Raw genomic sequence first — 23,952 nt, forward strand, 5'->3', positions numbered from 1 at the left:
GTCTTCAAGCAAATGTATCTAGCATATAAATTTGTACTTGCTTCGTTGCCAGTACTAATGCATTGAAGCGTTTTTAGTATGATTTTGAAGACACCCCAGAGATGGGTGTTGGTAATCTTTGGTATGAGCAAAATAGTAGCACTCTCTATATTCCTACTGAGCTTTTCGGCAAATGCTGAAACTTGGATTCAATACGATGAAAAAATTGAATGTCCCGATGTGTTAGAGTTAAGTGGTAATAACTTTATCATTTTTAATGACTGCTACGGTTTGGACCCAAAAGAACCAATAATCGAAACTGGGAAAGTTGAAATAGGTAACAACTATTTCTTTTTCTCGGATCGTAAGATTAAGCAGCAATCTTTTTTGCAAGAGAATACCAAACGGCAGAAGCTAAAGGTTTTACTAAAAACTAAAGATGAGCTGAAGCTTCAAAGTGGTACAAAAGTATTCATGTTTAAACGTATCAAGTTGCCAAACTAAACAACTAGCATGGCAACGTAAGCGCTTCCTTTGATTGCGGCACTGGTGCAGCCCCCATATAAAAAGTCCCTCAAGTATATGTTATTATGGGGACAATACGAGTGCTTCTTTAGCTTGGAACAAATCGACGCAAAATTGTTGGCTAACACGTTTGTTATTTATAGCGGCAATCTCCGATATCCCTTTGTCAGTTAGATAAGTGAAAGTCGGTAGACGAAATTAATGTCTATCAGGCAAAGCTTCAGTTGTCTGTACCAATGAATTAAGGCGTCTGGCATAAATCTGACGGCAGCCTTTACTAAGCATGGCTTATAGGACTGTGGCTTCTCGCATAGTATTGTAATTTGGTCAGTGTTTGGCATATTAAATGGTATTGAACAATACCATGTGCGCTTATCACGCTGCCTTGAAATATAGATATCATAGGACGCCCAGAAGCAAGCGATGTATGCCATTTTAGATATGAGAAAAATTTTATTATTTTTATTGTATTAAGCTTCAATACGTTTTCTGGCACAGTGCCGAATTGTTCTGAAAATGAACTGTTCGGTGGTAAACTGTTTGAGCTGGAAGTCGTAACCTCTTTTCATGGCAGCTATAACTTCAAGTTCTGCTTTGATGAAACGAGCTACGTTGTGTCACAATATATAGAGCCGGTATCAACTCGCGGTCCTTTAAAAACTACGATTACACATGAATCATTGGCCAGGTTAGACGTCAAGACCTCCCTGTATATCAAGGATCTTTACAGAGCCGTTCAAGCTACACTAGTAACCGATAGTGTGCGTGGCATGGACGGTTCAACATGGTGCTTTAAACCTAAAAGTGGAAGCTCATATTCTGAAACCTGTCTTTGGACACCTAACGCTGCTTGGGAAAGAAGGAATCTCGGTAAGCTAGTTGAGCTTGGTGATAAACTTTTTGAAATATCAAATTTTGCTAGTTTAGAACATAGCGATTAGGAATATAACAAGACACTATAGCGTTAACAGCTAGGTTTCTGTATTTGCCGCTTTTTCTCATTTTTCAGGTTTATGTATGGCTACAGATAATGGCTCCCCACCAAAGGGGGGTTCACAAGAGGATTGGACTGCTTACCTTAATCACAAAAAAGAGTGGGCTGCAATGCTCAGGCAGAGATATGGCGATGAGTTAAAGAATTCGCCACCAATACCGCCTTGGAAGAAATATCCTGAGTACGAGCCGGGTAGTCTTTTTTGGCGGATGGGTATTGGAGAAGGGTACTTAACGGACTATATCGATGTGTACTTTGAGCACTCCTCGCAAGCAGAAATTAACGCTTATAAATTAAAATACCCTGAGCAACCAGATTGGGCTGGCTGGTATAAAGATCGATAAGCTAACTTAAGTAGTGAATGTAACACACCAGACTAACGCGACTCCGACACTTAGTTGAGTCCGGTTTGTTGCTTTTTTATAAAGGAGTTCTGGGTGGAAAAAGTATTAATTAGTTCGTGTTTGGTTGGAAATAAAGTTCGATACAATGCCAGCTGTTTGTCTCTTCCTGAATCTGATTGGCACTGGTTGCAGGCAAACGTGGAGTTGGTGGTCTTTTGCCCAGAAGTATCCGCTGGCCTGCCCACTCCTCGGCCGCCGGCTGAAATCATTGCAGGCAAAGGTGTTGATGTACTCAGAGGGTCATCCCGAGTCGTCGGAGATGACGGTATCGACGTCACTACGCAGTTTGTCGCGGGTGCCCAAAACGCCCTGGCACTTTGTCAACGGCAACAAATAAAGTACGCAGTGCTCACGCAGAGCAGCCCTTCCTGTGGTAGTACCAATATTTATGATGGTACGTTCAGTGGGACCAAAGTTAATGGTTCGGGTGTCACTGCGGCACTGTTAGAAGAGCTGGGCATTAAGGTGTTTAGTCAGCATACAATATTAGAGCTCAAGCGTGAGCTAGCCAAACGATGAGCATCATTGTGTCTTTGGCATTACTACTCACAATATGTTCTTGCAAGGCATGCTCGGGTTCTTATTAACCAGCTTTGTTGCTCACAGGGGGCACAGGTCGATGCATAAGTTTGACTTGCTGTGGCGTGTTTTTCATCAGTTGCATCACAAACAAAACTATGGCTTAGCTTACTGGGATTTGTTGTTTGGCACACTCTCAAATCCACAAGGGTATATACAAAAGGTGGGCTTTGATGAAACACGTGAGAACAGAGTTTACGACATGCTCAAGACCAAAGATGTCTATAAGTCCTGATCCGTGATCGACAGAGTCAATTAACTCAGTGATTCATCGCGGTTGATTGAGCACGAGCCGAGCATGCTTTTTCGCCCCGTTTTTCCATTCCCATTTTCATACCGCATCGCATATTGCAACAACACTAATCAGAAAAAGAAAAGGCTTTTAAAATCAGGTGCATAAAGTTGGTATTGTGCTTGCAATCTATCTAACAGCAATTTAAGCGTTGGAGAGTCACATGAAAAAGTTATTGCTCGGAGCCTGTGCGTTTTCCGCAGGACTATCAGCCGCACCATTCGACACATGCCCGTCAAAAGCCTTTTTGGTGCAGGGCAACACAGCAACTATGTACGGCGTTAATCTGGTCTCGGGGTCGTACACTACTTTCGCTGAAAACGTTGGTACCAATAATAAGCTCAATGGGATTGGGTTCAGTGTTCACGACCGTTACATTTATGGTTGGGATTACAGCAATAAAGACATTGGTCGATTGGGAAAAGACTATGTGCTTGAACCTATTATGACGTCGGGATTTCCTGATACCAACTTTTATGTAGGTGACGTTGCCATTCACGAAAATGCATTTTACGTTTACAAAAAGGGTAGCAGTTTAGGTTTGTATCGTGTATCTCTCGACGCAAATAGCGACGACTATTTGCAAGCAGAGCGTATCATTGATGGCAGTGCACTGAATCTGAATATTTTTGATATGGCGTTCGCTCCCAACGAAAATGCCAGTTTGGCTTACAGTGTGGATAGCAATGGAAATTTGCATCGCATTGATGTTTCTAACGGAACCAGTACCAACCTCGGCAACGTAGGACAATCAGGCACATTCGGTGCAGTCTATTTTGATGTTGAAAATAATTTCTATATCAGCCGTAATCAGGACGGCCATGTTTATAAAATAGACATAAATAATCCAGCTAATACCCAGCTTTTCGCTTACGGCCCAGTCTCAAATACCAATGACGGGGCGCGCTGCGCGACAGCCCCCATTATTGATGATACAGAAGACCCAACCATCGACTATGGTGATGCACCCAACAGCTATGGTACATCGCTCAATGCCAATGGTGCCCGTCATAATGTGGGTGACCTATTCTTTGGTCAAAGTGTCAGTGCGGAATACGTACCCAAAGCCACAGATGACGATGATGGTATTAGCTTTTTGACCAACCTAGAAACAGGGTACGACACACTGATTTCCTTCTCCTTATCAAAATCAGGGTATGTAAATGCCTGGATCGACTGGAACGGTGATGGTCAGTTTCAGCAGGCGGAGCGAGTGATCAGTGAGTATCAGGGGGTTGCCGGTGAAAATCGTGTACTTATCCCTGTTCCTGTTGATGCCGTTGAAGGTAGTACCTGGGCCAGGTTCCGGGTATCCGACAACAGTGATATTGCACCTCAGGGTGGAGTTGATAACGGTGAAGTAGAGGACTTAAATATCTCCATCGTCGCCAGTAGTCTGATCCAAAATTCGACTTCCTGGAAAACAGCGGCGTTTGAAGATCTGTGGCCGCAAAAAGGCGATTACGATTTTAACGACGTGGTGGTTCGATATCGTGTGACGACCAGCCAAATTGGCAACCAGGTTGTGCGATATCACATTGAAGGGGCACTGATAGCAGTCGGGGCTGGCTATCACAATGCCTTTGCGATTCGTTTAAAAGACATCGCTCGAAAGGATGTTGATGAGGGCCAGATTGAACTGACTATTGATGGTACGCCGCAGATGAGTAGTCCGCTGGAAGCCAACAGAAACGAAGCCATAGTCGTTGTGTTTGCAGATACCAGAGAGATGGTACCGGTTCAGCCAGGCTGTAAATTCTTCAGAACAGAAACCGGCTGTAGTGATATCCAACGAGCGCCTTACCCGTTTGAAATCTCTATTCCGCTAGCAACCAGCTACAACGCCAATATCGCGACAAACAGTCAGGTTGACCCGTTTATCTTTGCGGTAAATGGCCACTACCACGGACCTTTTGTAGACCAAAATAACGGACGCGGCTGGGAAGTTCACCTTAAAAATCATGAGCCAACCGAAGCGTTTGATAGCAGCTATCTGGATCAGGGAGATGATACTTCATCAATCAATGGCTACTTCCAAACGTCTACAGGTCTGCCCTGGGCACTCATCATTAACTCTCAGTGGGACCATCCTATGGAGCGCGTTGATATGTCAGCAGCTTACCCGGATTTTGCCGCGTTTGCAGAGTCGGCAGGTGCTAACAATGCAACCTGGTTTGAAAACCCAGTACCTGGCAACCAGTACACCATCAGCAACTCAGCGCAAAACTAGGAGAGCATCATGAAAAAATTAATCGTAACTCTAATCTCATTATTATTAACAGCATGCGGTGGTGGTTCTGGTGACTCACAAGGGCAAGCACGGATAAATAGTACCACTGTGAGCACAGCGAGTGACAAGGGGCAAAACAGTTCGGTCAATGCTGCGCAGGCACAAGGTAATAACGATACTGAAGCGGGTAGCGATAACGAATCGCAAGAGGGTTCTGCACAGCAAAGCGAGGATATGCAACCTGAGCAAGACAACGGCAGTTTAGAAGGCATGGAGGCTGTAGTTGTTGATGAGGCGTTCGATTTTCGTACAGACGTACCCGTGGCTGTGTCAATTGCGCCGGGTGTTGTGAACAATCGAGCATTTATTAACATTTGCCCTCAGGAGGCAACATTGACAAATGACGATACGTGTTTCTTGAGAGCGCCCATCGACAATAACGGACTATTTGTTCAAATAGTATTACCGCATTCCGAGCAAAAGCTGAAAGCAGAGATCTGGTACTACAGTACTGATGTGGACCCTTTGGTGTACAGCTGGGAGTTCGATGGAGCCCAACAACAGCAAATATGGGAATTAAATTAAAATATTGTGGTGACTCACAATAGTCCAACGCAAAGCATATCCCTACTCAGAGATATGCTTTTTTCTTTAGTTGTGAACTCCCGGGTAGCAGCCATATGTATCAAAAAGCTCATTACTCACCATCGAATGGGGGCATGAAGAATCAACTATCGGATGGTCGTTCTGTTGTTCAGGTAATGTTTGCTCAGGCAGTGTTAGTCAGTAATATGTATACGCTTTTTAACCTCGCTGCAGCTATTCACGATAGTGTTTTAATGCCGTTGGCTTAGTGGTTTACGATACGTATTTCGAGACTCAGAGCGAGTGTCGATGCCTGATACCAGCCCAACCAATTCAAGGTCCTAAGATGCCCTGGCAGTAGCAGGTCGGGTAAGTGATTCTGGCGCATGGTTTTCTCAAACTGTTTTTAGACGGTGTACATCGCGTTGACGCTATTCCAGCATAGAAAATTTAATCAAATAAAGGAGTTTCTCGGATGAAACAGGTGTTTTTTATCATTGTTTTCTTTTTACTTTTGCCATTGTTTAATCAGGCGAGTGCCGCTTCCGGAGATAGCTCCGGCGTGATTAAAACTATTTTATGGTACGAAGGTCACACTGGGGTGCTGATCAAGCAAACCGGTATGTCAGATTTAGGCAAATGTGGCCGTGCAGACTACTATATTTTGGATGATCATCACCCTTTCTTTCAGGAAATATATTCTCTGCTCCTTGCTGCGCATATGGCTTCGCAGCCACTTTCGTTGCATTTAGATGGATGTGTTCAGGGCATTTCGAGAATCAAACACGTCACGAGTAATAAGTAAATAGTGAGGTTGGACATGGTACCTATGATGGTACGAAATTCTGTGTAAATTAGGTAAGTGCATCATGGAATTAAAGGGGAGTGCAAAACTCTGTGGCGTTACAGTACTGGCCTCACTATTCTTAGCCGGGCTTGTAATGCCCGAGCTTATCGATAAAACGGTTTGTAAACGTGACCTCAGCCAGCTGCATTTTCGACAATTGGGTGATGCATTAAGCATGTATAAGTTAAAAACAGGTCAATACCCAAATAATAAGGAAGGGCTTGCGCATCTAACCTCTGCACACATCCATGAACATCAGGGGAAATTTATATCTACACTGCCCCAGAATAGGTGGGGGAACGACTATTATTACTTTAACTTTGAAGAGCACGTTACTTTACTTTGGGACCTTGGTTCTGACTCCTTACCTGGTGGTGCAGAAGGAGGTCAGGATGTGTGCTACCTCGTAAATCAGCATGCAGATAACTCGGAGTTAACCAACCATATTGAGGTCGTTTTAACTAAGCTACCTAAAGAAGTTGCACCTGTTTGCACCAAAATTTACTCAGACGCTAACCGTCACTATAGACAACAGCGCTTATTGTAATCTGGACAATGTAATCAGTACTGACGAGTATTGCCACCTGTACTGGTATCGCGCCTAAGTCATTTATCTTTGCAAACAAGGGGGCAAATAAAATTGATCAGCCCCCCAGGTCTATTTACAGTTTAAAGCTTTCCACCAGTTTAATGGGCTCCCCATCTACGTTCAATACGGCAACTATCTTCAGTACCCCGTTTTTGAGTTTTTCAGGTTGGCGCAAGCGCGGTTGCCAGCGCTTTTTCTCATAGGGAGAAATGGTGATGTCCTGCTGCCAAAGTGCGCTCTGAGCTGCCGGGCTTTGGTAGGGAAGGAACTGTACCGACAGTTTACCATGGGTGTTTCCGGAATATGGCCCGGTCAGACTGATCTGTAGATCTGAGTTGCCTTTGCTGAACTGGGCATTTAAATACACGCCATCAAAGTGCTGATTTTCCAATGTAATCTGGCCCGTTTGTGTTAAGCCTTGCCAATTCAGGGTATAGTCTGCGTGGTTCTGAGTTACCGACAACGGTAGTTTGTGCCTACCCGGCGCTAAAGAGTAGGACTTGCCATCTTCAAGCGTTATTTTGGCAGTTTGCTGACTGGGGTTATGTGCTGAAATAAAAGGGTTATCACCGTCAAAGCGTAACACCAGTTCGATGCCGCTGAGCGAATACAATGCATCATCAGAGAGCTGTTGTTGCCAACTTTCTAGTATACTTTGTAAATTCGTGCTCAGTGCTGAGTGCAGACTCAGATCGGATTGTTTTGCCAGCTGAGTATCCAGTGTTGCCATACAATCCGGGAGCTGCGACGAATACGCGACACAGGTATTAAAGGCTCTGTGTACCAGATCTGCATCTGCAAAATACCAGGGGTTTGCTGTGGCTGTGTTCAGCTCTGGTACCTCATAGGTATGGCTATACAGATAAGGGGTAACCATGTGATTCATATTGCGGCCCAGCAGGGCGACTTGCTGGAAGTCGATTGCACTCAAAACCTTGTCAGGGACTGTAAAGGCAACAGTTTGCGTGCTGTTAGCTGATTTTATCTCAACTTCCAGCCCTGAACCGGTCGCTCGCAGATTAAGACCCAGTTGTGAGGTTTGCTCTAAGCTTCTCAAAACTGCTGGCGTCAGTGCAACCTCCTGTGTGGTGCCGTTGGTTGTGTCAATGACTGACAATCGCGTGCCATCGGTAAGTAGCACTTGTAGCATTTGATCCTGAGCAAAGTCAGCTTTTTCAGTCAATCCGGTGCGTTTGGCAAGGCTGTCCTGGCTCAGTTTGGTGAGCAGAGCAATGCCAATTTCACCACGGGTCTTTTGCTCTGGTTGTAGTGTCAATAAGGCCGCGAATGAATCTTTGCTGACAGGGTTAATTGCAGGGTGTGGCTGAGGTGCGGGAAAATCCAGTACGGGGTGGCTGGTATTGTGCATCGGTGTAATATCTAAGCGTTGCAACGCTTTTTCATCGTTGCTGCGTAGCCAATAACCAGAGCCATTTTGTTCCCAGGGACCCTGTACAATGTAAAAGCTCGGTTTTGCTGATTGAACAAATTCGGCAAAGTCGCGTTCCAGCTGTGGCCAGTCTGCAAAGGTGGTTTTCAATAAGGCATTGGCCGTTGGTAAGGTTGCGTCAGAGTCGGGATTGAGAGCCATCAGGTTGCGCAGGTAGCGTTTGAAATACTGGTAGCGCATTGGGTCACTTAACAGAAAATGCACAATAAAAAAGTTAAGGCCACGGCGCAGTTGGGGATCATCATTGATCTGTTCAAAGCTGGGTTGTCCATTTTTATGATACTGCGCCAGTCCCATGGTCTGGTAGTTCATGGGGGCGCGGTCAAATACCATGACTCTGAGCTGTTTTTTGTCACTGTCATAGGTATGGCTGGCGATAGCGTCGGCCATTCCTTCGGTGATCCAGTTTGGCGCCCAGGTAGAGTGACCATTGAGCGCCATATGAAAAGCGTGCATAGTTTCGTGGATCACAATATAGCGCTGATGGTGATGCCGGTGGCTGGGAAAGCTGTATCCGGCACGGTTGTAATACATGGTTTCACCTCCCGCAGTTTTGTGTACGCCACGTAAAAAACCGTCGTCCAGCATGGCTTCACGTACGCGCTCACGGGAGCTGCCGTATACGACAGCAATACGCTGATTATCAATGTTCGCAGGCGCCATGCCAAACAGCTCGACATAGTGAGGGTAGGACATTTCCAGTAACTCGAGATAAAGGCGGACTTTCTCCTCACTCAGATCGCTTTTGAGCGCAAAATGTTTACTGACCCACCAGTTATAGCCACGACTGTTGGCTATTTTTCCGTCGCTGTAAGTGCGTGGTATTTGTTTACCAACATAAGCAATATCGATGTGATTCAGTGTGCTGGTCCTGCCCGCGACTTCAATATCCACACGCATCTGAGTTGGACTCGGTATTGTCTGTTCTATCTGGCTAGCAACTCGGGTTTCCTGGTTCTGAAGCGGACTTTCTACCGACTGGCAGCCGCTTAGGAGTGCCAACGCAATTAAACTCAATCGTAACATTTTGACTTTCTCTTATTTGTGCTTTATGTATATTGTATACAATAATAATCAATAGGATCCAAGTCAATGTCGATAAATACACCAGCAGGTCAGTCAGATGCAGGGACACAGACAGCAGATGATTCCAGTTCGGGATTTAGCCGTACTTTTTATGTCGCTAACCTCATGGAAATATTTGAGCGGTTAGCCTGGTATGGTTTTTTTGCAGTGTCTTCTGTGTATATGACCACGCCCAGCGCTCAGGGCGGGGTTGGTTTTACCGATCTTGAACGCGGTGCTGTGCAGGGGATAATCCCATTTTTTCTCTATCTTTTACCTGTACTGACTGGCGCATTGGGCGATCAGCTTGGCTATCGAAAAATGTTTTTGCTGTCATTCTCCATTATGGCTCCGGGATATTTTTTACTGGGTCAGGCGCAAAGTTTTTGGCCGTTTTTTGCCGCACTAAGCCTGGTCGCCCTGGGGGCTGCTTGCTTCAAGCCTGTGGTAGTCGGCACTATTTCTCACAGCACCAATGACAGTAATCGCGGTCTGGGATTCGGTATTTTCTATACCATGGTCAATATTGGCGGTTTTCTAGGGCCTTTGCTTGCTGGGGCGTTCAGAGCGATAAGCTGGGATGCCGTATTTATGATGTCGGCATGTTGGATCTTGTTGAATTTTATTCCAGTTTTGTGGTTTTACCGTGATCCGCCAAGCCTTAAGCGACAGAGCGCGTCGCTTCATGATGTGTTTCGGCAAGCTCAATCAGTACTAGGTAATGGCCGTTTTGCGCTGACGTTGTTGGTTGCTGTGGTGCTACTGATGTGTTCAGGAATTGAATTACTCAGCTATGTTGAGGCGTTTTCACTGATCGGGCTCTGGCTGGTTATTAATTTGATTTGGGATAGAATCGCCCAAAGAGTCACGCAGGCGAAAGCAGGCTGGTGGGCTCAGCCAATGAAGATTAGTAATGTGCGGTTTGCAGTGTATCTGGCCATTCTCTCTGGATTTTGGACAGTTTACAACCAGTTGTTCTATACCTTACCTTTGTTTATCCGTGACTATGTAGATACCCGAGACTTGCTGAATTTTATTGCCTATTTTGGTGAGGATGCCGTCGCTTTCTTTGCATATGTAGATAGTGCACAGCTACAAAGTGCAGTTCAGGTATTGCATACACAATTGCAAACGGGCACTGTACCTGCCGCTGAAGCCCTGCGCCAGGAGTGGGTTCACCTTAAAGTAAATGTACCAGCATCAGAGTTGACCACCCTGATGGCTGATTTGACAGCGTCTGAGACACTCTCGAGTGTACAGTTGCAACAGATAACGCATTCTCTTTTGGAATATAGGCAAATAAATCCCGAGTATTTAATCAATCTGGATTTTGCTGCCATTGTCTTGCTCCAGATCCTGGTTAGCTATATGTGCCAGCGGATAAAGCCGTTCTATGTGCTAACGGCCGGACTGGTTGTCATGTTTGGGGCCTTTTCACTCATGACTGTAGAGCTTACATCAACGAATGGAGCATTGATGGTGACAGTTATTTTACTAATCGCGCTGGGGGAAATGCTGACCTCACCTAAAAGCCAGGAGTACGTAGCTAGCATCGCACCGCCTTCTCAGGCCGCGTTGTATATGGGCTACTATTTTGTGTCTATGGCTCTGGGATTTTTGTTTGCCGGGTTCTTATCAGGATGGAGTTATGCCACCTTGGTCCAGCAAGATGGCCGACCAGATTTGATGTGGGGGTTATTTGGTGCATTGGCACTGGTGACGGCTGTTGCTTTATACCTTTTCAACCGCTTCCTGATTCAAACGCCTTTTCAGCGGGTTTCTGTAGAGGAACAAACCGCACTATAGCGCTGTTTGTTCCGATGTTCGGCGAAGTTGGTCGCACTTAAGTTGCCTTTGTCGTCTTGCCATGGCTAGACTGAGTCGACTAATTACTACAAAAAAGAAGCTAATATGTTGAAAACAACTCTGATCAGTGCCGCAGTGCTTATGGCCTGTGGCAATGCCTTTGCTGATACATTGGTACTTAATGCCGATGCCGCGCTGGATGTTAACACAGGAAAACTCATCCGGCCCGCCACTGTGGTGGTCGAAGACAACACCATCGTGTCGGTATCGCGAAGCAACCGTAAAGCCTACCCAGAAGATGCCACTGTAATAGACCTTAAAGGCCATACTCTGTTGCCAGGGTTGTTTGATATGCATGTGCACCTGACCGGTGATGCACAGGTACATGGTTACAAGCGCTTGCAGCGTACTGCACCGCGCTCGGCAATCACAGGAGTGCGTAACGCCAAGCGTACGCTTGCAGCTGGGTTTACGTCTGTGCGTAACCTGGGCGCTGGCGGCTATGCTGATCTGGCGCTGCGTGATGCTATCTATGATGGCGATGTACCTGGGCCTCGTATCTTCGCATCGGGTCCGGCACTTGGCATTACGGGCGGTCACTGCGACAATAACCTGTTTACTCACGAACACAAGGTGGTAGCAGAAGGGGTGGCCGATGGCCCCTGGGCAGTCAGACAAAAGGTACGTGAAAACATCAAATATGGTGTCGACGTTATTAAGTTCTGTGCAACCGGTGGTGTGTTATCCAAAGGTACTAAAGTGGGTGCACAGCAGTATTCGTTTGAGGAAATGCAGGCGCTGGTAGCAGAAGTGCATTTACGTGGCCTAACCGTGGCTGCTCATGCGCATGGAACAGATGGCATTAAGTCAGCTATCCGTGCTGGGGTGGATTCAGTTGAACATGTTAGTTTTTTGGATGATGAAGCTATCAAGCTTGCTAAGCAGCACGGTACATACTTCTCAATGGATATTTACAATACCGAATATATTCTGAGTGAGGGAGAAAAAGCCGGTATTTTACCCGAAAGTCTGGATAAAGAACGTAAAGTTGGCGGCACTCAACGGGCCAGTTTTACAAAAGCCGTTAAGGCAGGTGTGAACATGGTGTTTGGCTCGGACGGCGGGGTTTATCCTCATGGTCAAAACGGCAAGCAGTTCAGCCGTATGGTTAAATTTGGTATGAATGAGCTTCAGGCGCTTCAGGCCGCGACTATCAATTCTGCGACCTTGTTAAAGATGCAGGACAAGCTCGGCTCTTTGGAGGCGGGTAAGCTGGCTGATATCATTGCTGTGCCGGGTAATCCGTTACAAGACATCCAGGTGATGGAAACCGTGACCCTGGTAATTAAAGACGGTAAGGTGGAAGTGGATAAACGTCAGTAATTCTAATTACGCTTAATTGAAGTGGCCTGTGGCAGTTTTACCCGCAGGCCGCTTGGCCTTACTCCAAATGGGCGAATTAACAAATTAAGACGCTGAGGTGTGAGGCTGTTTTTTTGTTTTGAGTGGATACAAGGTGAGCAATGGTAGCATGAGTGCCAGCATCCACAGGTAAGCGCCAATATGCAACTGCAACAAGACCACACTTACAGAAGAGCCAATAATGGCAACGGGGTGAGCGAAAAACACCACCACGATCACGGCAGTACAGAGCCCCGCAATGCGACCCAGTTTTTCCTTATAAGTGACCAGGCTTATCAGCCAACTGATATTTGCCAGCCAGGGTAACATCAGCAGTAGTCCGAGCCCGGGCATTTGAGGCAACATAACCAATCCAAATAAAACCTGTACAGGTCCCAGTATGAGTGTTTCATAGCCATCGGTGAGATGTTCTGCTGAATATTCCAAAGGAGAAATTGCAGGCAGGCACAGAGAAATAATGTAAATGGCGATAGAAAGTTTTAGTGTTAGTTTCATAGAATCCTTTGTGATTTAAGGTGGTAAAACATCACTTTTCCACCACTCACTGATTATCCTATATCTAATCTAATACTATGTAAAATATACACTTTCATAGTTTTTAATTCGCCTTGAACAACATGGCGTCTACTCTTGCTCGCTGGTTGCACCCCTTAGCTGTTTCCAATATGCTACCATTTGTCTTTTGTATGTTTTTGAGAGAGCTGAAATGAGTGTGTTAGGCACGCTGATCTATTCTAGTATGCTGGGTATGCTGTTACTGGCGTTGTTACAGGCGGTTAATAAACCCCGACAGAGACAAACGACTTATCTGATAGCGTTACTCGCCTTACTGATAGTTCATGTGTGCGGTGAACTGGTGGTGTATTCCGGTGCATATCGTTACGTGCCCTGGCTGGTGGGAGCGCAGTTTCCTGTCCGTGTACTGTTAGGCCCGGCACTGTATTTTTACGCCTGTGCGACCATGTCTCCTAATCCTGAATTTTCGAAACGGACTTATGCATGGGCTCTGTCTGGCCCGATTTTGGTGATGGCTGTGATGGCTCCGTTTGTGTCCGGCCTGACCTCTGCTGAGAAACTGGCACTGGCGGACCCGGCAACCCGAGATCCTCAGCATTACAAGCTGGCTTTATTCTCTTGTTTTGCCTCAACGCAGATCTTTGTTTTGTACACAGCGGTTTATTTTATTAGCGCTTTAAAACTTCATACCCGTCACCGGCAGCAATTAATGGAACGTTTTTCTGACATTGAGTCGCGTTCAATCAGTTGGTTTGCCATCATCTTATTGCTGTGGGGCTTGGTTTGGCTGTGCTATGCCACTGGTTACATTTCGGTGTTCTTAGGTTGGCGCTGGTTTGGGCAGGGGGTGATACTACCCATTTTTGAGGCTTGCGTACTACTTGCCTTCGCCTATCTGGCACTCAAACAACCAATTTTGACTCCGGCTGACAAAGGTGAGCCGAGAGCCCGGCAGCCTCGTACATCGACAGTGAGCCTGGACAGAATGCAGCGCATTTCGGCTAAACTGGAAAAAGCGATGGAAGAAGATCAACTGTTTATGGAAGAGGATTTGTCTTTGAATAAACTTTCCAGTGCAATTGGCGTAAGCGAAAATCACATTTCAGAAACTCTGTCTCAATTAATGCAGACCAACTTCTTCCAGTTTGTAAATCGCTATCGAATATCACAAGCTGAAAAATTACTCAAAGAAACAGACATGCAGGTGTCGAGCATTCAGTTTGAAGTGGGTTTTAACTCTAAGTCGACCTTTAACACCGCGTTTAAGAAAGCCACGGGATTGACTCCTTCGTTATATCGTAAGCAACAGCATAACTGATTAGAACAGCTGAAATAAATGCCACTAAGCAAACTCTGGTGCTTTTGAATTGCCAGCTTTGCGCCTGACCGATTCTGTATAGGATTAACCCTGTGATAATCACAGTCGGCTCATAGAAATATCTGGGCGGTAAATCAAACGGGAAGAAAAACAGACCATGGATCAGGCGACCAAGTCCCGGAGGCAGCAGCATCACAGACGCAAGCAGCACCCAGTGTGCATGTTTGAGCGAAGAGCCAGGGCTGAAAATGGCCCGATACATAAAGAATATGAAGAGCGGGAAAAGAGCGATATCAAGGCTCAACACCAACCTGAATATAACGCTGGTGGTGATACGTTCCTGGTATACGGTGATGTATAAAACCACCGTTGAGATAATAAAAGCCAGTAAGACAAAAGTCAGGCAGTATCCAAGTGTTCGGTGCGGTATCAAGCGTTTTTGGTAAATCAGCGTTGCCTGGCTGATCATACCGGCCACCCAGGCAAAGGACAAAGCGCCGTGCCAGTGATGCATCCTAGTCAGTGATGAAAACTGCAGAATATAGCTGGGGATAAACCCCAGCAAAATTATCAACCCAATGGCCCAAAGCCAGGTTATATAGAATGCAAAGGGTAAGTCAGAGGCCTGCGCCTGTGACGTAAACTTATAATCGATTATGGAACCCATTAGTTGTTTTGCTGTGTAAGGATGTTAACGGTTACTTTACCATCCAATGCATTGATCTTGCATTGTCCGCCAATGGGAATGGTGAAGATAGGCGTTGTATGACCAAAGTCGAGATTGCACACAACCGGGCAATGCGTCAGTTGCTCAAAGCTACTCAAGAGTTCTATCAAGTCGTTCAGGTCGACTCTGCTGTTGGCCTGAAAGCGGCCGACCACAAGTCCAGCGATATGCTCAGCGCCCTGATGAGACAACAAAGATTGCAAATTGCGTTCAAATTCCGCCAGGGTCAAGTCGCCCAGCAGGTTATCTTCTTCGATAAACAAAACCGCCCCAGTTAAATCTGGCATGTATCGGGTGCCTTGCAATAAATTGAATGAGCAAAGGTTGCCACCTAAAATGATGCCTTCACAAGTCCCCTTGTTCACAATAACGGGGCCAGTGTTAGGTATAAAAGAACGGTTTGCTTGATCGATAAACCAAAGATCATCTGACCAAAATTCGCTGACGCCAAGCTCATAGTTTGTACCGCTCAGTAAGGCGTGTTCAAAATGTCTGAGGGTAAATTCCAGACCTTGTTGCATGCCAAAAGAGGAAAAGTGCGGGCCCAGATAGGTGATCTGGCCTGTAATGGCGTAGATAGCGTTGAGTAGTACGGTTATGTCGGAGTATCCGCACAGAGGCTTTGGGTTGGCCTGGATCATGTCCCAGTGTAGATGGTCGAGTGTCCTGTTTGCGTTGTGACCGCCAATAGTACTTAAAATGAGTGTAACTTCTGGGTCTGCAAAGGCGTCATTCAAATCTTTTGCCTTATCGAGTATCAACTGGGCTGTTGTAACCTCTCGGTGTATGTAATGCGCGGAAAAGTCGCACTGGATACCCAGCCCAGCAAGCGTTTCAATGGCAATGGCTGTTGTTTCTTGGGACAAGATCTCTGCCGATCTGCTAGGCGATACAATGCGAGCCTGTTTTTTATGTTTGTGCATATGTTTCCTTATATCTGCTTACAGAATGTGCCACTGGTTGCTGAATTCCGTATTGAGCAGGTTACTCGGCATGCAAGGCGATACAGTTCCCTTCAGAATCTTCAAACTCTGCAACCCAGCCAAATCCGCAAATTGATGTTTTGGGGTAGAGGGTTTTACCTCCCAGTGAAAGCACCTTGGCCAGCGTAGCATCGATGTCATCAGTATGAAAATATAGCCGTGCGCCTGCTTTAGATGGCACATAACTGTCTCCTGTAACCAACGCACCGGTTATGCCGGTTGCCTGATCATTCGATGGGAATAGTGCCATATCATGCCCATCGATGACGGCATGTTCGAACTGAAAACCAAATACGGCGTGGTAAAACGCCATCGCGCGATCCAGATCTGTGACTGGAATTTCAAAATATCCAACAGGGTTGTTTTGAGGCATTTCTTTTTCCATTTTTTAAAGGTCAATTAAGTATGGCACGTTTATCCTAAGTGATTTGAACACATACTTAGCTGTTTTCTCGTCAGACATATCATTGCGTCATATGTACCTGAGCGTTACTTTAATTTGGCAGTGTTATTTTACTTTTTGGTGAATATCCGGGCGGTAATTAAGCTATTACTCCCTTATGGCGTCTGCCTGAAAAACGAACTGACCTTTGTTATTGTTAAACCCAATTGATTCGTAAAAGCGATGTGCATCTTTTCTTAACATGTTGCACCTAACTCTGACTGTTCCCCGGTGTTGCGTACGCACATGGTTAACCAGCTTTCGGCCTATTCCTTGCCCCTGGGCGTCAGGAGACACAATTAGCCCTCCGATTTCATAGAAGCCGGCTGATGCCAATCTCCGAGCGTAGAACACATGTATCCAGCCCACGATTAGGCCATTGCGCTGTGCAACGTAGAGCTTGTCCTGAGGAGAGTTGAGTAGTGCATGCAGGTTTTCGTATGCCTCTGAGGGAGATAATTCGGTATAACCCAGATGGCGAGAGACTTGGTGAATTGCCTCTGAGTCTGATGCTTGCGGTTCCCTGATAATTACGGTCATATGGTTTTCCTTAAAGTCTCGATTTCACAGTGTGATACCTGCCGTAACAGCTGCATGTTTTTATCGAGTATTTAAACATTGAGTGCGGGTAACAGGTTGAACAAGGCATAGTTAAGGGTGAACTGCCGCGCCTCCAAAGGTTTCAGCCAGATAATTAATGATTGCTTCAGGTTGTGTGAGCGTTTTTTTATTGTCCATAATAAGCACAGGTAACCACTGATTGTCTTCGCCTAGTAGTTCAACTACCGCTTTTCTTGGTTTTGCAAAATCAATACGACGTACATCCACCTTATCTGCCCAGTGGTGGTTTACAGCCAGTGCGCCTTCAATCATGGCACAGTGGGAACATACCCACATTTTTCCGGGCCCATCTTCGAAGGGCATGTTGAGTACAAACAAAATGGGTTTCACCTAAACTCCTTACTAAAGGTCCTGTTTTGTGGGATAGAGTACATCAACTAATGCCAAAAGTGTCTGTTTATTCGACGAATGACGAGTTAAGGCACTGTATCCATGAGTCATTATGTAGTGCTCAAACCATTGATCTAGGCGAGCAATTTATCAAGCACGACCTGCTCGCCAGTCTTGCCGTGTTAATGAGGGGTCAGTTAAATGGCGTCCGTTAGCTTCTGAGTTTATCCAGTAAGGTCGCAACCGTTTTGTGGTTTCTGGTGGTGGCTCTGACTTTAAGTTTGCGCTCAAAAAAATTGGTGTGTATTTTGGTTCTGCCATATCCGTTGGGGCAATAGACGTAAACCATAGTGCCACAGATTCGATATTGGTCTGGCAAGAAGGCTTGGTCGTCCATCTGCTCAGTCAGGGTGGTATCAGGTGTGTCATTGAGGAAGGTGAAGTGGCTTTTGCTTTCATCCTGATCAGAATCAAATGTAGGCATCTCATCGTAAATGGCTTGCAGTGCATCAAAGGTAAACAGGAACAGATCGACATCCTGATAGTCGTAGGCATCACCAAGCAATTGTGTGATAGTAGCTTTGATCTCTGAACTGGTCAGCAAGGTGTCAAAGAGCAGATTACCAGATTGCAGATAATAGCTGACATTATCCATCCCAAGTTCAGCGAGTTGCGTACAGAGCGTTTTCATGTTTACTTTTCGCTGGCCGCTAACGTTAATTCCACGCATCAGGCACACATATTTCATACGATTGGTCCTTTTTTACTTATTGTTTTTAAATGACATACCCCTATGCGTGCTAACCCCGTGCATCCCTGGAGTAAATAGCCGCTTCCGATGCTGTGAAGTTAGTCTTAAATGTAAAGGCATAGGGAGTATCTCCTTCTTGTCGCAAGTGTATCAGACGCGCCAATGCTTCTTCTTGCGTCGGTATATGGTCATCTTCAATCCACCACAGCACATAGGTATCTTCGGCCAGGCGATGAAACCATTCGCTTTTTCTGCGCATAAATTCACGATGATGGGTTCGGAACATAAAGTTTTTAAGTGCATCAACAGACTCCCACACCGACATATTGACGATAATACTGGGGTCGTCAAACATCTGAATGTGTGTTGCATCGCCCGATTCGTCTTGCAGTCGCCAGACAAATCCCTCACTGTCTTCAGCAATACCATTTACCAGCTCTAAGTTGTCGACAAAGTCTTTTATCTCGGGGGCATCCAGCGGGTATTTTGCTTTAGCTATATTTAACTGGGCCAATTTCATGTGTGCGCTCCTTGAGGTTCCTGTAAGTCTTGATATGGCAATTGATGTTTTTTTATTCACTACCAATAGAGGATATAAGGTTGTTTTTCAGGAACACAAGGGCGAATCTTTTGGGGCCATACCAATACTGTTTTTGTAGGATTGTTAAGCAAGACAATAAAGTGGGTTGTATTTGGCCGACGAACTCTTCGGGAACAGCACCGTTCAAATGCGCCAATGTTCTCGTTTATTGCATTCAGTATAGTCTGCAGTTGCTGGTTTATTATGTGAATTCAAAAACAAAGAGCTGGAGGGCACTTGGGTCTAACTGGCAAAAGCACCATTATTTATTCCTGCTTTATATAGATCTGAGGCGAGTTGTTTTATATCAGAGGCCATTGTAATGGATTCTCGCCAATCTACTGGAATACCATTGAATCCATAAAATGCGCCGGCAATTTGACCACATATGGCCGCTGTTGTGTCGGCATCATTGCCAATATTTGCGGCAAGTAATATGGACTCCTTAAAAGTATTGCTGTGATAAAAGCACCAAAGAGCGGATATCAGGCTATCGATAACATACCCACTGCCTGTCAGCACCGAGTAATCCAGCTCCTTAAAGTTAAAAGTGGTAACCGGATCCAGTTCGCTACAGAAATGACCGGGGATCTGTTCAAAGATGTCATTTTTACACTGAGACGTGAACGCTTTGCGGATAAGGTAGCTTAATAAACGGCATGCGTCCAAACATAGTGGAGAGCCATGCGTTGTGCGAGAGCTTTCTTGTGCATATAGCATGCAAGCATTGATATCTGAGAAGTAGTAAATAGGAATGGGTGCCAATCTCATGATTGAACCATTACCTGAAGAGTATTTGTCTGTGGTGCCACTGAACGGGATGTTAGTGATCTGGTACTGTCGTAAGGCACGGGATACTGTTATACCAATATCAAAACACCTGCCAGTGCTGCTCATGTAGCCATGGTTATGCCATTTGCAGTAGCGCTCCATTTGATCTTTTGCATCAAATCCTTGTTTTTCCAGAAGGCTGTGGGCGAGACACAGTGCCATTGATGTATCGTCAGTCCATTGCCCTTTATTTAGGTTAAAGGGGCCACCACCAATCATATCTGTTAATGGTTTAAATGTTCCCTTTGTTGCAAATTCCAATGTAGTCCCTACAGCATCGCCGCACGCTAGACCGACTAGTGAGCCAATTACTCTATCTTGTAAGTTATCTCTTTGTCCCTGCATCAAATTTACTTCCAACCAACGCGAACCTCCTAATCTATATGGGGTTATATCCAAAAATACCTAGGCCTTAGCCTCGTCTATTTAATGCCGTTGTAAAATAACCTTTTAGCAAAGTCTTGTGTGGTAAGTGGCAAGCTTTGCGCCAACATAGCGATAAAAAGTGGCGGACGTAGGTCAATACCTTCACTGATAGGTGCATGGTAAATCAAAAAAATCCCGGCTCTGTGGCCGGGATGAGAGTATTGCTGCTTATTTGACTTTGGGTATCACTTTATAGATCCCGCTGCCATCTATTCCCAGGTAAAGATCACCGTTGGGGTGGGTCGCTATGCTGCGCACACGGCCGGCGCCCTCGAAGAGTTTACTGTGGCCAACCACTTTATTGCCGTCAAGTTCAACCAGCACCAGATGGGCGAATTTCATTGAACCGACAACCAGATGGCCTTGCCATTGTGGGTATTTGTCGCTGGTAATAAATTCCATACCAGATGGTGCGATAGAAGGAACCCATACCCAGTTAGGTTGTTGCATTCCATCTCGGGTGGTTTCGTCGGTGATCTTTGTTCCGTTATAGTTAATTCCGTAGGTGATCACAGGCCAGCCGTAGTTCAGGCCCGGCTTGATGATATTGATCTCATCGCCACCCCGAGGGCCATGCTCATGGGTCCAAATCTCGCCCGTTTTGGGGTGCATAGCCATACCTTGCGGGTTGCGGTGGCCGTAGGAGTACACACTTTTACGCGCATCCTTTTGTTTTGCAAATGGGTTAGTATCGGGGATAGTGCCGTCGGCATTGATACGATGAATTTTACCTGCATCATGATCTAAGCGCTGCGGGTGCACGTCCCGGTTACCCCTGTCTCCAATCGAAAAGTACAGATAGCCATCTTTGTCGAACTCAATGCGAGAGCCGAAATGAAAAGAAGGCTTGGTATTTGGAAAACCATCAAATATTAACTGCTTATCAACCAGCTTCATATCTTTGAGGCGTGCACGCATAATAGACGTATTGCTGCCTTTTTCTTCGCCTTCAAAGCCGGAATAAGAAAAATAGATCCAACCGTTTTTGCTATAGTCAGGGTCTATCTCGATATCCAGCAGGCCACCCTGGCGCTCAGCGTGTACCTCTGGCACACCTTCGATCGGTTTGTCGACCAGCTTGCCCTCTTTGATAAGGCGAAGTTGCCCCGATCTGTCGGTGACCAGCAGCTCTTTGTCGTTTAGCCACACCATTCCCCAGGGGATCTGAATACCCCTCGCAACCAGTTCCAGCTGATAGTTATCAGCGCTCTTTGCAACAGGGATAGTTTGAGGCTCAACCGCCTGGACGCTCTGGGCAGAGATAAAAAATAAGCTTAATGCAATGTTGTTTAATGTTTTCTTCATGCTTGCTCAACTTAAGTCGACAGAAAGAGGCTCACAGATTAGCGTGTTTTGGTCAAAAATGTCACTGGGTGCGGTAAGCGGCAGGTTGCCAGCGATCAGAGCGGGTGAAAATTGCTCGAACAATTCTTCTGGGCTAAAAATGGCTCAGAATTGCCAATAAACCGCTTACTGGTAACTATTCGCTAACTTTAATGAAGGCGATATCTCAAGGGGACTATATAAGTAATTGATAATTAAATTTATTATTCTTGGTTCTCTTGATGTTTTAGGTAAGAAGATAAAACAGCATAACTGCATTTTCACTACAGAATTTACAAACTGAAACCTCCATTGCACAGTGTTTTACATCCCTTACATTCGGGTGAAATTCTTTAATTTGAACGTGTCAGCGTTGTCATATAGGCTTGCGCGAATTTTTTAGCTTTACCCCGGAATGTGTCTTTATGTCATTTAGTTCCCGACATACTATTTTGCTTTCGAGCTCCCTGATCATTGGCTCTGCCTCCTTTAATATTAATGCGACTGAGTTAGGTACGCTTAAACGTGAACTTGCTCATTTGCAGCAAAAAGTGGTACAGCTTGAAACACAACAAGAAGCAGATAATAAACCTGCTGAGCAGGGTGTAAAGGTAGGCGGAGCTATTCGGTTTAACTATGGTATGAACTCCTACGATCAGGACAGTGAGCGTCGTGGTGGTGACATCGACTTTGATCTGGCTCGTATTAATTTGTCAGGTAAGGTTGCGGATATTGGTATCAATGCGGAAGTGCGATTTCATGACTACATGCGCGTTGTGAAGTTTGCTTACCTGGACTACGACATCACACCTCACTGGCTGGCTCAGCTCGGCCTGGCTCCTGTACCATTTGGTAATACGCCGGTTGCATCACACAGCTACTTTATGACACCCAATTATTTCGTTGGTCTGGAGGAGGATTATGATTTAGGTCTGGTGTTTAAACGCACTATGCAGGATAACTGGCAACTGGAGCTGGCCTTTTTCAAAAACGACGACCACGGGGGGATAGATGGTGCGGCTGAAGATCGCAAAGACCGTTATTCGGTGGACATCGTTGGTCTGCGCGCTGCAGGTGAGGGGGTTTACGATACACCTGAACAAAAGCTGGCTGAGTATGACACTCTGGCAGGGCGGTTTGCCTACCAGCTGGATCATGCCTTTGGTACTACCCAGCTCGGATTCTCTGCGCTGCATGGCGGTCTGGACAATGGAATCTCCCGGGCCGGCGATTATCAGGCCTGGGCTGTGCATGCGTCTAATCGATATCACCAGTGGTATGTCCATTTTCAACACACCGAGTACGACTATCAGGTCGATGAATTTACTCAGATTGCGGTTGCTGCGAATGCGATGTACGACACCATCGCGGCACAGGCTGCGTCGACGACTATGGGCGTATCTTATGACTGGCAGGTTGAGTTTGGGCCGCTAACCGAGCTGACCGTTTATAATGACTTTGGCTTAATGCATGGTAAGTCTGATGACAGCGCAAACACCTGGATGAATATCACAGGTATGGCTGTGGCGGCAGGCCCTGTATTTGCCTATATCGATTTGGTACATGCCAAAAATCAACCCTTCGTTGGCGGGACACTGGTCGGTGACAGCGATGACGTTGAGCGCCGTTTCAATGTAAACATCGGCTACTATTTCTGAAGCAAGTTACTAGTTTTGGAGTCCTGAACTTTATCAACCACCTCTGTGCCTGGTGCTCAGAGGTGGCTGGCTAATGACTACTGTGGGCAAACCACCAATGAGCATTCGCCTGAGCAATTCACCAGTGATGTGATCTCACACAAAATGCCTGCTGAGATTGAGGCGCCCTGGTGGCCACCCGCAATCTGTGGAGTCGCCTGTTGTGGCAGGGTATTTTGCTTGTTAGATAAGCGCTTTAGCTGGGTTTTTTTAACCGTTAGTTTCATATTTATTCCTTGTTGATATGGGTATTTAATTGTATTTGGCAGCGTCTTTTTTGGGTTGGAGTAATGCGCTGCCTGAGTTATAGCAATCCGCAATAATGCATAACCAATTGGAGAGGTTAAATCTGTCGATAACAGTGTTAAAAATTTCTCATTTAGAACACCTGTATAGAAAAATTCTTGCCTCGTTATCGCCGAGATTAACTCGTCTTAAGATTGGCAACAGAACTATGCGGATTGGTATTATTAAATCGTATAAAAATTAATTAATCAAACATTTTTACTAAATAAAAATATATCCAGTAATTACAGGTTATTACGTAGTTTTTCTGACACTGTTTTGATGGCGCGGGGAGGTTGATGTCGTGCGTGCAACTCAGAGTTTGGGTTAACTATGGGTCTGATGCTGTTTGACG

The 23,952-nt window shown here is 45.7% G+C and carries 24 protein-coding genes; 12 read left to right on the forward strand and 12 right to left on the reverse strand.

Annotated elements, in window-relative coordinates; all coding sequences use genetic code 11:
- The first annotated feature begins 123 nt into the window (after nt 1-123).
- The 8 genes from ELR70_RS12270 (at nt 124) to ELR70_RS12305 (ending at nt 6,982) form a co-directional block, all read left to right on the forward strand.
- On the forward strand, nt 124-483 hold the full coding sequence (locus ELR70_RS12270; RefSeq protein ID WP_128064588.1) for a hypothetical protein: 360 nt from the start codon (nt 124-126) through the stop codon (nt 481-483).
- Between the two features lie 1,038 nt (nt 484-1,521).
- Nucleotides 1,522-1,842 (forward strand): hypothetical protein, encoded by a 321-nt coding sequence (locus ELR70_RS12275; RefSeq protein ID WP_054013932.1) that lies wholly within the window; start codon nt 1,522-1,524, stop codon nt 1,840-1,842.
- Nucleotides 1,843-1,935: 93 nt separating this feature from the next.
- Complete coding sequence (locus ELR70_RS12280; protein ID WP_054013931.1) at nt 1,936-2,421, forward strand: DUF523 domain-containing protein; 486 nt, start codon at nt 1,936-1,938, stop codon at nt 2,419-2,421.
- A gap of 100 nt (nt 2,422-2,521) precedes the next feature.
- On the forward strand, nt 2,522-2,716 hold the full coding sequence (locus ELR70_RS12285) for a hypothetical protein (RefSeq protein WP_054013930.1): 195 nt from the start codon (nt 2,522-2,524) through the stop codon (nt 2,714-2,716).
- Between the two features lie 220 nt (nt 2,717-2,936).
- Complete coding sequence (locus tag ELR70_RS12290; protein WP_054013929.1) at nt 2,937-5,003, forward strand: LruC domain-containing protein; 2,067 nt, start codon at nt 2,937-2,939, stop codon at nt 5,001-5,003.
- Nucleotides 5,004-5,012: 9 nt separating this feature from the next.
- On the forward strand, nt 5,013-5,588 hold the full coding sequence (locus ELR70_RS12295; protein WP_054013928.1) for a hypothetical protein: 576 nt from the start codon (nt 5,013-5,015) through the stop codon (nt 5,586-5,588).
- A 475-nt stretch (nt 5,589-6,063) separates the two neighbouring features.
- Nucleotides 6,064-6,393 carry a hypothetical protein gene (locus ELR70_RS12300; RefSeq protein ID WP_054013927.1) on the forward strand — a complete coding sequence of 110 codons (330 nt, stop codon included), beginning with the start codon at nt 6,064-6,066 and terminating at the stop codon, nt 6,391-6,393.
- Nucleotides 6,394-6,457: 64 nt separating this feature from the next.
- Nucleotides 6,458-6,982 (forward strand): type II secretion system protein GspG, encoded by a 525-nt coding sequence (locus tag ELR70_RS12305; protein WP_054013926.1) that lies wholly within the window; start codon nt 6,458-6,460, stop codon nt 6,980-6,982.
- 115 nt (nt 6,983-7,097) lie between these two features.
- On the opposite strand, the gene ELR70_RS12310 is transcribed toward ELR70_RS12305, so the two are convergent.
- Entirely contained in the window at nt 7,098-9,500 is a 2,403-nt protein-coding gene (locus ELR70_RS12310) for a hypothetical protein (RefSeq protein ID WP_054013925.1), read from the reverse strand.
- 66 nt (nt 9,501-9,566) lie between these two features.
- Here ELR70_RS12310 and ELR70_RS12315 point away from each other — a divergent pair, with 66 nt between their 5' ends.
- Nucleotides 9,567-11,345, forward strand: coding sequence for an MFS transporter (locus ELR70_RS12315; RefSeq protein WP_054013924.1), 1,779 nt, complete (start codon nt 9,567-9,569; stop codon nt 11,343-11,345).
- Nucleotides 11,346-11,450: 105 nt separating this feature from the next.
- Entirely contained in the window at nt 11,451-12,728 is a 1,278-nt protein-coding gene (locus ELR70_RS12320) for an amidohydrolase family protein (protein WP_054013923.1), read from the forward strand.
- 84 nt (nt 12,729-12,812) lie between these two features.
- Here ELR70_RS12320 and ELR70_RS12325 read toward each other — a convergent pair whose 3' ends face one another.
- Entirely contained in the window at nt 12,813-13,262 is a 450-nt protein-coding gene (locus ELR70_RS12325; protein WP_054013922.1) for a hypothetical protein, read from the reverse strand.
- Between the two features lie 211 nt (nt 13,263-13,473).
- On the opposite strand from ELR70_RS12325, the gene ELR70_RS12330 reads away from it, so the two are divergent.
- A complete protein-coding gene (locus ELR70_RS12330) occupies nt 13,474-14,601 on the forward strand; it encodes an AraC family transcriptional regulator (protein WP_054013921.1) in 1,128 nt (375 codons plus the stop codon).
- On the opposite strand, the gene ELR70_RS12335 is transcribed toward ELR70_RS12330, so the two are convergent.
- The 9 genes from ELR70_RS12335 to ELR70_RS12375 all read right to left on the reverse strand — a co-directional run bounded on the left by ELR70_RS12335 (nt 14,546) and on the right by ELR70_RS12375 (nt 21,597).
- Nucleotides 14,546-15,268, reverse strand: a complete 723-nt coding sequence (locus ELR70_RS12335) for a hypothetical protein (protein ID WP_054013920.1) — start codon at nt 15,266-15,268, stop codon at nt 14,546-14,548. The genes ELR70_RS12330 and ELR70_RS12335 overlap by 56 nt on opposite strands.
- Complete coding sequence (locus ELR70_RS12340) at nt 15,268-16,251, reverse strand: S66 peptidase family protein (protein WP_054013919.1); 984 nt, start codon at nt 16,249-16,251, stop codon at nt 15,268-15,270. The genes ELR70_RS12335 and ELR70_RS12340 overlap by 1 nt, the downstream gene beginning before the upstream one ends.
- Before the next feature lie 61 nt (nt 16,252-16,312).
- Nucleotides 16,313-16,684, reverse strand: a complete 372-nt coding sequence (locus ELR70_RS12345; RefSeq protein ID WP_054014229.1) for a VOC family protein — start codon at nt 16,682-16,684, stop codon at nt 16,313-16,315.
- Between the two features lie 177 nt (nt 16,685-16,861).
- Nucleotides 16,862-17,293, reverse strand: coding sequence for a GNAT family N-acetyltransferase (locus ELR70_RS12350; RefSeq protein WP_054013918.1), 432 nt, complete (start codon nt 17,291-17,293; stop codon nt 16,862-16,864).
- A 111-nt stretch (nt 17,294-17,404) separates the two neighbouring features.
- Complete coding sequence (locus ELR70_RS12355; protein WP_054013917.1) at nt 17,405-17,704, reverse strand: DUF3088 family protein; 300 nt, start codon at nt 17,702-17,704, stop codon at nt 17,405-17,407.
- Between the two features lie 211 nt (nt 17,705-17,915).
- Nucleotides 17,916-18,452 carry a DUF1697 domain-containing protein gene (locus ELR70_RS12360; RefSeq protein WP_054013916.1) on the reverse strand — a complete coding sequence of 179 codons (537 nt, stop codon included), beginning with the start codon at nt 18,450-18,452 and terminating at the stop codon, nt 17,916-17,918.
- A 52-nt stretch (nt 18,453-18,504) separates the two neighbouring features.
- Nucleotides 18,505-18,975 (reverse strand): DUF3291 domain-containing protein, encoded by a 471-nt coding sequence (locus ELR70_RS12365; RefSeq protein WP_054013915.1) that lies wholly within the window; start codon nt 18,973-18,975, stop codon nt 18,505-18,507.
- A 303-nt stretch (nt 18,976-19,278) separates the two neighbouring features.
- Entirely contained in the window at nt 19,279-20,226 is a 948-nt protein-coding gene (locus tag ELR70_RS12370) for an ADP-ribosylglycohydrolase family protein (protein ID WP_235577048.1), read from the reverse strand.
- 234 nt (nt 20,227-20,460) lie between these two features.
- Nucleotides 20,461-21,597 carry a PQQ-dependent sugar dehydrogenase gene (locus tag ELR70_RS12375; RefSeq protein WP_054013913.1) on the reverse strand — a complete coding sequence of 379 codons (1,137 nt, stop codon included), beginning with the start codon at nt 21,595-21,597 and terminating at the stop codon, nt 20,461-20,463.
- A 443-nt stretch (nt 21,598-22,040) separates the two neighbouring features.
- Between ELR70_RS12375 and ELR70_RS12380 the strand changes: the two genes are divergently transcribed.
- Nucleotides 22,041-23,273: a hypothetical protein gene (locus ELR70_RS12380; protein ID WP_054013912.1), complete on the forward strand. Its 1,233-nt coding sequence runs from the start codon at nt 22,041-22,043 to the stop codon at nt 23,271-23,273.
- A 77-nt stretch (nt 23,274-23,350) separates the two neighbouring features.
- Here ELR70_RS12380 and ELR70_RS12385 read toward each other — a convergent pair whose 3' ends face one another.
- The gene (locus ELR70_RS12385; RefSeq protein WP_054013911.1) at nt 23,351-23,539 is read right to left on the reverse strand and encodes a hypothetical protein; all 189 of its coding nucleotides are present in this window, start codon (nt 23,537-23,539) and stop codon (nt 23,351-23,353) included.
- Nucleotides 23,540-23,952 lie beyond the last annotated feature (413 nt).

The sequence above is a fragment of the Pseudoalteromonas sp. R3 genome, assembly GCF_004014715.1.
Lineage (GTDB): Bacteria > Pseudomonadota > Gammaproteobacteria > Enterobacterales > Alteromonadaceae > Pseudoalteromonas.